This is a genomic window from Acinetobacter sp. 22512 (assembly GCF_052044755.1).
Lineage (GTDB): Bacteria > Pseudomonadota > Gammaproteobacteria > Pseudomonadales > Moraxellaceae > Acinetobacter > Acinetobacter pittii.
In genome coordinates this window covers 12333-25228 of record NZ_JBQENP010000021.1, presented here as the reverse complement: position 1 = coordinate 25228, position 12896 = coordinate 12333, and the positions used below count along the sequence as shown (strand labels likewise).

Sequence of the window (12896 nt, the reverse complement as noted above, 5' to 3'; positions counted from 1 at the left end):
CTATCAAAACTACACTCTAGTTGTCGATTTTTTATTACTTTAAAACAGAGTGTAATTATTATGCAAAATCAAGGTCTTCAAATCGTTCCTGTTCAGCAGCAAGATTATTCACAATGGGAAAAATATTGGCTTGCTTACCAAAATTTTTATCAAGTGAATTTACCCCTTCATGTCACAAAAGTAACATGGGAACGTTTCTTCGATGAAAATGAACCTGTGTACTGTGCCGTTGCTAAACAAGGTGAGCAGGTTTTAGGAATTGTGCACTATGTTATTCATCGTTCAACATGGGCAGAAAATAATTACTGTTATCTAGAAGACCTGTATGTTTCACCTGAAGTTCGTGGGCAACACATTGGTAAGCAACTCATTGAATATGTGCAGAAGCAAGCAATCAAACACAACTGTGACCGTTTATATTGGCATACTCAAAAAACCAATCTAACAGCGCAAAAGCTTTATGACTGGATTGCACAAAAACCAGGAATTATTGAATATCGTATGCCTTTAAACTAAAAAGTGAAAACACCAAAAGCTGGAGTGCTTTGGGTGTCTAAATTTTAGTACGAATACGCTTAATCACTTTGTCATTAATAGTTGAGCATTGATTAAACGCAGCAAAACGCTTGAGCTCTTGTTCCAGTTCGAAGAAGAAGAGCTCCTTATTTTTTACTGTTTTTTCCAGATGTAGGCTAATCACTTCTAATTCTTTGATAGAACGATGCGCTTTACAATCTACTCGGCCTACTAACTCGTCTTGATATATGATCGGCAAGCAAAAATAACCATATACTCGTTTAGCCGCTGGTACATAGCATTCAATGCGGTAATCAAATTCAAATAAGGAAGCTAGACGGTCACGATGAATAAGAGAATTATCAAAAGGCGATAGTATTTTTAAACCAAAATCAGTACTAACCTTTTGTTCCATTGCAGCAACATCAACATATAAAGTTTGACCATTCTCAAGTTTAATTGCTGATACAACACCTGCATCAATATGTTCTTTCAGAACGACACGCATAGTTTCTTTTAAATCATTTTTCTTTAGATGAACTAATTGTTTCCATGTAAATGCACCATGTGCTCGAAGCGTATTATTAAATAAATACTGCGCATATTCATAAAGTGTAGGCATACTTAAATCAATATTTTCAGGCAAGCAGCGCTCGGTCAAATCAAAGACCTTTTCCATTCCGTTACGCTCACAGATCATCAGGTCACCCTGCATATATAACTGCTCAAAAGCACGGCGGCCTGGTCCGGTATTCCACCAGTTTCCCAAACTCTTTTTATTATTCTTATCAATATCACGGAGACGAATTTTTCCTTCAGCACGAACACGTGCCAAAATTTCATTCATAAGGTGTTGATCACCTCTATTGAAATAACGGCTTTCTCCGTTCCTGACAGACATCATGGCAGGCAATGCATAGCGATAATCTTTCATAGGAAGATAAGATGCGGCATGATACCAATATTCAAAAATCTGGCGCTCACGAACCAAACTATTTAAATGATTTAATTCATAGTCAGGCACTCGGCTCCACAATATATGGTGATGAGCTCGCTCTACAACCGATATGGTATCAATCTGTACATATCCTAAATGCTCAATCGCCTGTAAAGTTCCATCCACACCTTTTGTAAATCGACTGGTTTTTCCTAAACCTTGATTAAATAAAGTGAGCTGTTTCAAAGAAGAAGTCATAGAAATCAAATATTGTTGTATTCATTTAGAAGCAGAAAAATTTCAGTTCTATCCTATCACTATTTCCTAATTTGCTTGTGCTTTAGCATCAGTAATTCTTTATAAAAAAAATCTCGGCTAACTCAACATTTTACAGACTCATCTTAAAATAACTTTTAGGAGCCAATCTAATCACTAAAATAACAACCAATATCACACTGGCTAAATGGAAAAGCCATCCTGCTTTGTAAACCCCCGTAAGATCATGCAAAATTGCAATAATCCACGGCGGGATTGCTGCCAGTAAAAAACCACCACCCTGCATCAGTGCAGATAAAGCACCTGCATGAGTCGGATCATCAAAATGGTCTAATGCAACGATAAGCATTAATGCAAAACATCCCCCCAAACCTACGCCCAAACAAATTGCCCAAAGTATAGAGGCAAAATCAGGCATAAAAGCCATTCCAGAGAAACCGACTAGCTGCATTGCCAACGTAAACCATAACCATGGACGTCGGTCTTTATATTTCCTAGCTAAAACAGGCAAAATTAGCGCTGAAGCTGCTTGGCTCAAGGCCAGCAAAGCGAGTAATTTTCCACTTTGTGCTGCACTCCAACCCTGATCTTGAAAAGAAGGTGCCAACCACGCTACTACGGACGAGTAGCCACCATTTACAAGTCCAAAGCACATCATTAATAACCATGTTCGAGGTTGATTTAACAACTTGCGTACAGGCGCATGATGAATGGATGAACTAACTTTTATAGGTAAAAAGACAAGCGCCAATATAAATGCAAATAAAGCTGGAATGGTAAAAAAAGCTAGGCCAATCGACCAGACATCCGTTATATTTGAAATTATAGGAGCTAACCATGCACCTAGTGCTCCTCCTCCCATGAGCATAGCCGAATAAAGCCCCATCATCGGCCCAATATATTGGCTAAATTCTCGTTTAATCATACCGGGAAAAGCCGCTTGTATCATCGCAACTCCGAATCCAATTAATATTGCACTAAGAATTAATCCTTCGGATGTAGGAAATAAAAATCGGACAGCACATCCTCCACAAATGGCCAGCAATGCACCAAGAATAGCTTTTCGTTCGCCGACATAGTTCTGCAATATTGGGCCAACAAATGCAATGACTCCCATAAGCATCATCGGTAGCAAAGTAAGTAGTGCTATCCCTTGTAAGCTTAAACCAGTGGCTGTTCGAATATTGGCAATCAATGGTCCAATACTCGTTATAAATGGTCTTAAATTAAGGCCAACTAAAGCCACAGTTACAATGAGCATCGGCTGGGTCAAAAAAGCTCCAGACTGCTTCATTATTTTGAGCCTGAATGATTGGCTTGATAATTCTTCCAATGCGCATAAAGATCAGTGCGGTTTTCAACTCTGATCGGTATATATTGAATTTTCATTGATTGCTCAGCAAAGGGCTTGGCAAGCTCAATATATATTTCAGCTGTAGACAAACCAAATGGTGTTCCGTCTTCATTAGAATAAGCATAGCTCACCGACTTTATACCAGCTAAACGCATCGCAGCCATACACATTGGGCATGGATGGCCACTTGCATACACAGAGCAGCCTTCTAAATTGGCAGATCCTAAAACTTGGCTGGCTGCACGAATCGCCAGTAATTCAGCATGTGCGGTTGGGTCATTCGTTACCAGAATCTGATTTACGCCTGAAGCAATAATTTCTCCATTTTTTACAACCACAGCACCAAATGGCCTGCCACCTTTTTCGATATTGTTATAGGCAAGCTCAATCGCCTTACGTAAAAACTGTTCACCTTTTTCCATCACATACTCTCACTTTCTATTTTGCACCAGCTGCAAGAAGTCTTTTTTCAATTTCGAGGTATCCTCGTGACCGCGCATGTTCTAAGGGAGTTATCCCGTCTTTATCTGCCAAGTTCGGATCAGCACCTGCTTTCAATAAAAGCTCTACAATGTGTTGATATTTAGGTTCTCCATTTCCCAAAATGATGGCCTCAAGTAATGCTGTCCAACCCAAATTATTCACATGATTAACATCTACACCGGCCGCAATTAATGTACGGACTGTTTCAACATTGCCTCGTTCCGCTGCTGGAATTAGCGCAGTTCCACCGTAACGGTTAATACTTTTTAAATCGGCACCATGCATGAGTGTCATTCTTAGAATTTTTAAATATCCCTGTGCACCAGCATATAAATATGGACTGTCTTGAATATTGTCTTTTGCATTTACATCGGCACCAGCCTCTATCAGCATATGAGCAGCATGTACATTATTTGCTCTTGTAGCGACCATCAAAGCAGTCGAACCAGTTTCATCTCGCTCATCAATTAAAGCTTTTTGAGATAAAATCCGTTTGATAGATTGTGTGTCATTATTTATCACTGCCTGATGTAAAGGATACTCACCCATTGCATTCGTCATATTTGTAAAACCCGACGCCCCTAATGCGACAATCAGATTCATCCATATTAGTGACTTACGCATGGTGGCCTCCCAATAGAAATTTTTGGCTAAACATTTTATAAATAGAATAAAGATCACCAAAAGTATTTGGAAATTAAATTATTTAATCGATAGTATTAAGATTATAAATACTTATCTTATTGGCTTTTTAGTGTGGCGGTACCTAATATGTTTGATCCTCGCCTTTTACGTGCTTTCGTCACTATTTTTGAAACTGGCGGTTTTACCGCAGCTGCCGAACGATTACACCTGACTCAATCAACAGTTAGTCAGCAGTTAGCACGACTTGAAGAATCTGTCGGTCATGCCCTTATAGATCGGACAGCAAGACCTTTCAAATTGACGGCATCTGGAGAATATCTAATTGGTTATGCGCAAAGGATTTTGACTCTCCAACAAGAAGCTGAAGCGCTACTTAAAGATCCAGCAGGAAGTATTCCCATTCGTATTGGTTTACCAGAAGATATGATGAGCCAAGCAATGGCCGAAGTTTTTGGTATATTTGCCAAAGAGCATCGTTCCATTCGTTTAGACGTAACCTCTGGCTTGAGTCGCAACTTAACAGAACGTTATCGGAATGGTGAGTTCGATATTATTATTGTCAAAGAACCTGCGGCCAGTGCTGATCACCACGCTACATTCCCAGAAGAAATGGCATGGTTTGAAAGTGAGAATTCAACAACTGCATGGTCTGATCCCATAAGTTTAGTGACCTTTCCTCAAGGCGGACTTTATCGGGACGAAATGTTCACAACCTTAGAGCGCGAACGGCGACGTTGGTATATTGCATTTACGGGTAGTAGTCTAGAAAGCGTGTTAGTCAGTGTTGAAACAGGATTAGGATTATCTTTATTGCCTGTAGCTACGACCAATGGCCGGAGAGTACGTCGATATGATGCATTAGGAGCTGTGCCGCCTATGACCGTTTCAATTTACACATGGGAAAAAGCTGGGATAATTTCCCAGCTTGTAGATAAAATGACGACTGTTTTACAAGAACGTTTTCAATCCTCAATAAATATTTAACTTATATCATTCGAACTTTCAGCAATCAGTTTTTCTGCCATTTCTTGAGTTTTTCTTAAGCCTGGCATACGGAACTCGGTATGCCCATAATCTTGGATAGATTTCCAACGTCCACCCCAAGTCAAACCAACCGATTCGGCGACTTGACCATATAATCGATAGCCTTGCATTGCCCACGGATCTCGCTCAGAAATAACCACTTTTCCATTTCGCTTAAATGCTACATCAGCTGCTAAACCAAATTGGTGATAGCTTTGATACCCCCTCGCTCTAGTCGTATTTGGATTGCCCGCCAACATATTCTGACGTGCTGGGCTACGATAGCCTTCTAATAGAACCAACTCATAACCATATTGTTCTTTCATGATTTTAAAGACCATGAGTAAACGCTGTTTATATCGTGGGTTCATTTTGTCCCATTTACGATCAACTAAATTTGTGTCCAGAATAGCTCGACCATCGAAACTGACGTTATCAATCGGTGAAGAATTAATAGCTCCACTATTTTGAGACGAATATTGCTGCTCTAACTGCGTCGCCTCAACAATTGCGGCTTCAATTAGGCTTTCATCTACTTCTGGCGGTGGCGATAATATTTCACCATTTAAAAGTGCATAGATTTGAGGATCTGTTTTTTTCAGATATTCAGCTTCAATTCGGGTTGAACTAATCGGACGAGTAAAAGCAAAAACTAATATACTGGCAAACAAGAAAAAGCCTGCAATTACAATCCACCATTGCTGTAAATGCCAATGAGATTGTAATTTTTCAGGAGCAGCTGCCTGATTCATGGTTTGAGCAAATTGTTTAACCTGATTAAGCTGTTTACGCCCTTGGGGCAGTAATGACAATACAAAATTTTTGCTTCTACTCCTGAGTTCATAAGACATTAAAAACGCTAAACCAATTGCCAAACATGTAAAGCAAAAGAAAATGAGAAAGATCATCATCAGTTCATTAATTCACGGCAAAAGGACTTCGTGTAATTTTAATATCTACCGATGCCTTAGGTGGCTCAACCTCAGGTTCTGGTTCGGCTGGAGCTTTACTCTCAACTACGGGTTTAGCCTGCACCACTTGTTGCTGCGACTTACTCACAGGTTTTTGCTGAGTTGGCTGTATTTTGGGCTGAGCCGCTTTAGCTGCACCCGTCTGTAGCTGAGGCACAACCTGAACTTTCTTTTCACCTGTTAGCTGTTCATCAAATGGTGAAACTCGTTGTTCATTCGTAGCAACAGTTTTATGCGGAACAGGTTTAAAAATATTGCTTAACTCATTATCTTTTGGCTGTTCAAAGCCATCACGACTCATTGAGTCCGTCTCGTTATCTTGACTTACAGCAACCTGATTTTGTTCATCTGAAGAATGTACAGCATCTTGATTTAAAATTTGCTCTTCCGTTGATTTACTCTCAATTGCTGCTGATTCTGGCGAATTCGGTTGAGACAAGAACAGGAATAGCGAGATGCTGACAAACACCCCTGCAATCACACCAATCACAATATAAAGTACTGGTGATTTCGGCTTTTTTTTATTCGATTGTAAAACTCGAATAGAAGTTGGTTTTTCCTGAGCCATTTCGTTCCATCATCAAGGTAAATAAATTGTAATATGTGCTTGCTCTTGAGGAGCAGAAATCACATTTTGATAGTTAGATAATGCTTTATCATTTTGATTGTTAAGCATAAATCTTAAACCCGCAAAGGTAAGTAATGCAAAAATCAATAAAAAGATCAAAATCCAAAAGAAAGGTACTTCGCGATGAATAATATTTCGTATTTGATCGGGAATTGCCGAGAACGGCGAAAACGCAACTTTTTTCCCTTTTAAATAATCAATTTCATCACCCACTCTTGATACTAGGTGGTTGAGACTTTCAATAGATTCAATTCGGTACTTACCCTGAAAACCAAGCAAAAGGCAGTAATGAAATACTTCTAAAGCTGCTAGACGTTCTTTTCCACGACTACGTAATTGTTCCAATATTTCAAAGAAACGATACCCGGCTAACTGAGAACCAAACAAGCTCAATTGCAATGGGCTAATTAACCAAGCATTTTGCAAATTAAAATAGCTTGGATCTTGTTGCGTTACGATAGTTTCATCAATCAAAGCACAAAATGCATATTTAGCATCATGAATATCATCAGCTGAAAATTGCAACTTTTTAGCTTGCTGCTCAAATTGATTGAGTAAATTTAAGATTTTTTCACGAAACTGCTGAGCGTCTGCCGGCACATACTGATTTCGAATCAAAAAAACCAAATAAAAGCCATCATGCAATAAATCAATAAGATTGATTGCCTGTAGCTTTGCCTGAGACTGGCTATTATTGTTCCCACCCGTTCCAATTTGCCCATCGTCAAATAAAGAAGGAGCACCAGTGGATTGTGACATTTTTCTCTCCTTTACCCTTAAGCGTTCATAACCGCAATCAGTTCAATACTGATATCTTGGAAGCCAGCCGGAACATAAATACAAATCGTCTCTGAATCTAACATGCGCTGGTATAATTCATGATGCGGTTCAACTTCAAAATAGCTCACACCAGAACGTACAGGGATCGCTGTTGGAACCTGAATCAAGTGATGTAATGGAATTGCAGGTAATGCTGCAACTACACGTTGCTCTACATCTAAAGTGCTACCAATCTTGAATCGTAAAGGTACTATCTGGATTAACTCATGTGTCTGCATTGCGCTACTTGATACTGCAATATAAAGTCGAGTGTCTCGCGTAATCTTATCGGTCTCAAGACTTCCCACCCAATATGAAGGGCGGATTTCTTTAAGTGCAATACTGATGTAACGGCTCGAAATAATCGTATCGAGTAAATCACGTAGAATTGTGTCTAACTGCGAAAAACTTTCTTGTAAATTATGGTGTTTATAGGCAGGCAAATGATCAACATCATACGCCGTCGAGAAGGTTAATAAAGAACCTGCTAAACGTAACAATTCGAAAAACAAACGTTCTGGATGGATTTGTGGATATTGCACGAAATGATTCAAGCCAGCATGAGCTGTGTTTAAGGCATTTACTAACCAGAATGAAACGATATCACCTGAACGGAATTCAATTAACTTCTGTTCATTTTCTCGGTTATTGGTTTGAATCGTCTTAATTTTTGCCTTAATCACATTCAATGTTCTTTTTAAGTTTGAAATGAGTGATTCAGAGGCATCCACGTGTAAAATTGGCGGAATAAACTTCCGATCAATTTCAAAAGCGCCAGAGCTTTGTCGCTTAATCTTTCCAATCGGCAGATATAAGAAACCATCTAGATTGTGGTCTGGATTACTATGTACATCTAATAATTTAAAAACAGCACGTCGGCGTAGCAAACTAATATCTGCTTCAGTAGCATTAGTAAATAGATCATGCGTTTCAACAAGGTGAGATTGATATCTACCCTTTTGCGCTTGGTTTTGATCAATTAGATTTTGCTTATTTGCTTGTAAAAGCGGCAATGCTAAATAGATTAGCATCTCACCACGTAAATTAAGATCGTCTAATAAAATTGGTTCAGGCAATAGATCATATGCCGGTGCCTGATAAATTTCACCATCTTGCCAGATCATCTCTACAGACTCAAGAGCAAGGATATGCGTACTCAACTGAGCTTCATCGAAACTTAACTTTTGAATACCATACGAAAAAGGCACAACTGCGCGAACCGTATGATTTAGGCGTTGTTCATGATACGTATCTTGAATTTGGAAATGTTGAGGTCTTAAAAATAAACCTTCGCCCCACAGGACTTTTTCAGCTTTAAACATATGTCTTTACCAATCTTTATTCATATTCATTTTTAGGCTGCACACCTAACATTTCCTGAACCATTTGTAATGGATGCTCATCTTTAATGACTTGCGCTAACCACTCGTGTAATGGCATTTGACTCCATTTAATCGTTTTTTGAAGCATATAGCTCACAGGACTATGAGGTTCATTTGCTTGGAAGTAATCTGCGATCTCTTGCAATACTTTCATTGCTTGTTCACGGTTAGCCAAGTGCGTTTGTGCTTGAGGCTGAAAAGCTGGCTGATCTGAAACAACTTGTACAGGCACTTGATTTTCCATAGATGAACTCGTGATAACAGTAGCTTGTTCTTGGATTGGCGCAAGCCCTATACCAAAAGCTTCTGCTTTATAAATCTTACGTAATGTGCTGTGAATAGTCTCAAATGCCGAATCAATAGCAGCAAAACTCGGCGAATCTAATCCCATTAAATGATCAAGAGTCTGTTTTAAAACATCCCACTCGGTTAAGACTGAACTAAAATCTTGATAATTAGAGTATTGAAAAGTTTTAGAAGTATTAAAAATGGCTTGGTCGAATTGTTCTAATTCAGATGGTCCCGACTGGCTGTCATACTCTTCAGTTTGTTTACGGCGAACATTTTCGTGATATAGAAAATTATCGTAATCAAGCAAATTATAATAAGGGGCTGTATTGGTTAAAGAAACTTTCTTTAACAACATCGGAAGTTGATTAATTAAACCCTGTAATAAACCAATGCGTTGATCTAAGTCATCATCTTCAATAACAGGGTGAATTTCCTGCCAGTATTGATTCAGCATGGTATGGCTTAAAGTTAAACCTTTAGCCATACCTTCAAAACCATAAAGATGAGTCCAAGCCTCTAAGAGCCAAGTTAATAGACGAATATCTTTCGTTTTATCTTTTAGCAAAACACTCGTGTTCTTTGCTACAAAGTCCCAATCGGCTTGTTTGCGCTCAGCAACCCAATCACCTTGATCTAGTAATAGATCATCTTGTGTCTTCGCTTTTTTAATTTCATGAAATTCATTAGAAAACGAAAAGTCATCACCACAAGGCAAACTATCACTAATGGGTTCGAGTAGTTCAGAAATATCAATATTCATCTAATTTTAGCTCTATTCAATTTTAAACTTCTGACTTCAATTTTTTACTAGTCCTTTTTTTAGCAGCTTTTACAACTGGGTCTAGTACATATTGAATTTCGTCATCTTTAGCATCAATCATGATAACTTTTGGTAGTTTTTGCTCTGCTAAAGCCACCAAAATTTCTGTAGCTAATGCAGGTAACACCGTAGAATTTAAAATATTATCAACGTTACGTGCACCACTATCGACTTCTGTACAACGGCTTAAGAGGAGCTCTACCAAATCATCAGAATACTGGACTTGTGTTCCGTATTGTTTCTCAATTCTTGCTGTGATTTTGCCTAACTTATGCTTAATGATTCGTACAAGTAGATCATCATGCAGTGGGAAATAAGGTACAACTCTCATTCGGCCTAAAAATGCAGGCTTAAATTGTTTATATAAACTTGGTTTTAAGTGCTCAATCAACTCTTCAGCTGTAGGCCACTCTTCTACAGGTCTATTTAAGCAAGCCTGCATAATGGCACTTGAACCAGCATTTGAAGTTAACAAAATAGTAGTGTTTTTAAAGTCAATTACTCGTCCTTCACCATCCTCTAAAGTACCTTTATCGAATACTTGATAGAATAGTTCCTGAACATCGCTATGAGCTTTTTCAATTTCATCAAGCAACACAACACTATATGGGTTGCGGCGAACAGCTTCTGTTAAAACACCACCTTGACCATATCCGACATATCCTGGAGGCGCACCTTTCAACGAAGATACAGTATGGGCTTCTTGATATTCAGACATATTAATTGTGATTAAGTGCTGCTCACCACCATATAACTCATTTGCCAAAGTTAATGCTGTTTCAGTTTTACCTACACCACTCGGTCCGACCAAAAGAAATACACCTTGTGGCTTATTAGGATCTTCAAGTTTTGCTTTTGAAGTTTTAATGCCTTGAACTAATTGTGTGAGTGCATAATCTTGCCCCATTACACGCTCGCCCAATTTATCTTCAAGCGTTAATATCTGTTTAATTTCATCATTGACCATTTTTCCAACAGGAATACCAGTCCAGTCAGAAATAATTTCATTAATAATTTGAGAGTTTACTCTTTCAAATACTAATGGTTGCTGACCTTGAATATCAGCAAGATCTTTACGCAGTAGATTAATCTGATCGAAAGCTTCAGACTCATTAGCATGATTCTGTGCTTCTAACTCTTGAATTTTATGAACAAGTTCTAATTCTTTTTGCCACTGCTCTTCGGTTTCATGGATCTCTTTTTGCAAAGATTCTAAATTAGCTTTTAAAGCTTCCAAGCGTTCATGATGAATTGGAATCTGACGATGTTCATTTTCTAAAATTTGCTGCTCAAGCTTTAAGTTATGCTCTTGGGCCTTTAACTGATCAAGTTTTACAGGTTGAGCATTTTGAGTCAAAGCAACACGTGCTGCAGCCGTATCAAGCACACTAATTGCTTTATCCGGAAGTTGGCGACCACTAATATATCGATGTGAAGAATGAACTGCTGTAACGATCGCCTCATCATCAATTTGCAATTTAAAATGTTGCTGCATGACAGGAATCATCGCACGCAACATATCTACTGCAACTTCTTCGGTTGGCTCTTCTACTTTTACTACCTGAAAACGTCGGCTCAATGCAGCATCTTTTTCAAAATATTGTTTGTATTCTGCCCAAGTAGTCGCAGCAATTGTGCGCAACTCACCACGTGCAAGTGCGGGTTTTAAAAGATTTGCAGCATCATTTTGCCCTGCTTGTCCACCTGCACCAATTAAAGTATGCGCTTCATCTATAAATAAAATAATAGGATGAGTAGAAGCTTGAACTTCTTGAATAACCTGTTTTAAACGGTTTTCAAACTCGCCTTTAACACTTGCACCTGCCTGTAAAAGTCCCATATCCAGCACATGTAAATGGACATTTTTTAGGGCATTTGGTACTAAACCTTGAGCAATTTTTAAAGCTAAACCTTCCACTACAGCTGTTTTACCAACACCTGGCTCTCCGGTTAAGATCGGATTGTTTTGGCGTCTACGCATTAAAATATCGAGCATTAAGCGAATTTCATATTCACGTCCAATAACTGGATCTATACCACCTTTTTTCGCTTTTTCAGTGAGATTAATCGTATATTGATCAAGTGCAGGTGTTTTAGCTACTTTGGTATTTGCTACAGTTGTGTCTGTAGGTTCAGCTTGATCAGAAGATGTTTTTGTTTCATCTTGTTGTTCAACACTCTTCTCACAAATTTCAAGAAACTTGTGTTTCATTGAGTCAATTGGTAAAAGGTCAAATAAACTCGAAGCTCGAGTGGCAATTTGATATAAATCAGGTGCAGTTAATAATGCAACTAATAAATGACCACTACGAATAACGGGATTTTGTTCAGCCGAAGCTAATAACCAAGCTTGTTCAAACAAACGAACAATAGATTTAGCAAAAATAGGAGTTCGGGTATTACCTTTTGGTAATTGAGAAATTGTTTCTTTTAAATCATCAGCTAAAGCTTCAGATGAAATTTTATATTTCTTTAATAAAATTTTTAAATCATTCTCTAAAGATTGATTAAGTAATTCTAAAAATAAATGCTCAATTTCAATTTCATAATTTTGTTGAATAACACAAGCATTAGCCGATTTTTCTAAAGCAGTTCGTGCAACTGTAGAAAGTTTTGTAATTAAAATTTTTAAATTACTCATCATTACTCTCAATATTTTTAAATAATTTAATGCTTAAAATCATAATGCCTGTATATTAACAAAATTCAGTTTTATCAGACAAACTACTCATCATTTCAAGCGTTAATATG

General features: G+C 38.2%; 12 protein-coding genes. 2 read left to right on the top strand and 10 right to left on the bottom strand.

Annotation, left to right across the window (positions count from 1 at the left end; genetic code table 11):
* Window positions 1-60 precede the first annotated feature (60 nt).
* Window positions 61-516 (top strand): GNAT family N-acetyltransferase, encoded by a 456-nt coding sequence (locus tag ACTJJG_RS16415; protein WP_032056488.1) that lies wholly within the window; start codon window positions 61-63, stop codon window positions 514-516.
* Between the two features lie 37 nt (window positions 517-553).
* Here the strand turns inward: ACTJJG_RS16415 and ACTJJG_RS16410 are convergent, their stop codons facing one another.
* From ACTJJG_RS16410 to ACTJJG_RS16395, 4 genes are all read right to left on the bottom strand, one after another.
* The gene (locus tag ACTJJG_RS16410; RefSeq protein WP_032063495.1) at window positions 554-1711 is read right to left on the bottom strand and encodes a winged helix-turn-helix domain-containing protein; all 1158 of its coding nucleotides are present in this window, start codon (window positions 1709-1711) and stop codon (window positions 554-556) included.
* 130 nt (window positions 1712-1841) lie between these two features.
* Window positions 1842-3023 (bottom strand): cyanate transporter, encoded by a 1182-nt coding sequence (locus ACTJJG_RS16405; protein WP_032063494.1) that lies wholly within the window; start codon window positions 3021-3023, stop codon window positions 1842-1844.
* Entirely contained in the window at window positions 3023-3505 is a 483-nt protein-coding gene (locus ACTJJG_RS16400) for a nucleoside deaminase (RefSeq protein ID WP_032056491.1), read from the bottom strand. The genes ACTJJG_RS16405 and ACTJJG_RS16400 overlap by 1 nt, the downstream gene beginning before the upstream one ends.
* Before the next feature lie 16 nt (window positions 3506-3521).
* Window positions 3522-4190: an ankyrin repeat domain-containing protein gene (locus ACTJJG_RS16395; protein ID WP_032056492.1), complete on the bottom strand. Its 669-nt coding sequence runs from the start codon at window positions 4188-4190 to the stop codon at window positions 3522-3524.
* Window positions 4191-4337: 147 nt separating this feature from the next.
* Here ACTJJG_RS16395 and ACTJJG_RS16390 point away from each other — a divergent pair, with 147 nt between their 5' ends.
* Window positions 4338-5195, top strand: a complete 858-nt coding sequence (locus ACTJJG_RS16390; RefSeq protein ID WP_032063493.1) for a LysR family transcriptional regulator — start codon at window positions 4338-4340, stop codon at window positions 5193-5195.
* On the opposite strand, the gene ACTJJG_RS16385 is transcribed toward ACTJJG_RS16390, so the two are convergent.
* The 6 genes from ACTJJG_RS16385 to tssH are packed head-to-tail and all read right to left on the bottom strand — an operon-like array spanning window position 5192 to window position 12789.
* Complete coding sequence (locus tag ACTJJG_RS16385) at window positions 5192-6145, bottom strand: M15 family metallopeptidase (RefSeq protein ID WP_032063492.1); 954 nt, start codon at window positions 6143-6145, stop codon at window positions 5192-5194. The two genes, ACTJJG_RS16390 and ACTJJG_RS16385, sit on opposite strands and share 4 nt — an antisense overlap.
* Before the next feature lie 7 nt (window positions 6146-6152).
* Window positions 6153-6773, bottom strand: a complete 621-nt coding sequence (locus ACTJJG_RS16380; protein WP_032063491.1) for a hypothetical protein — start codon at window positions 6771-6773, stop codon at window positions 6153-6155.
* 12 nt (window positions 6774-6785) lie between these two features.
* Entirely contained in the window at window positions 6786-7592 is an 807-nt protein-coding gene (gene icmH / locus ACTJJG_RS16375) for a type IVB secretion system protein IcmH/DotU (RefSeq protein ID WP_002114531.1), read from the bottom strand.
* A gap of 17 nt (window positions 7593-7609) precedes the next feature.
* Complete coding sequence (gene tssK, locus ACTJJG_RS16370; RefSeq protein WP_233752555.1) at window positions 7610-8974, bottom strand: type VI secretion system baseplate subunit TssK; 1365 nt, start codon at window positions 8972-8974, stop codon at window positions 7610-7612.
* Between the two features lie 16 nt (window positions 8975-8990).
* The gene (gene tssA / locus ACTJJG_RS16365; RefSeq protein WP_440608979.1) at window positions 8991-10085 is read right to left on the bottom strand and encodes a type VI secretion system protein TssA; all 1095 of its coding nucleotides are present in this window, start codon (window positions 10083-10085) and stop codon (window positions 8991-8993) included.
* 22 nt (window positions 10086-10107) lie between these two features.
* On the bottom strand, window positions 10108-12789 hold the full coding sequence (tssH, locus tag ACTJJG_RS16360) for a type VI secretion system ATPase TssH (RefSeq protein ID WP_233752553.1): 2682 nt from the start codon (window positions 12787-12789) through the stop codon (window positions 10108-10110).
* Window positions 12790-12896: the final 107 nt, after the last annotated feature.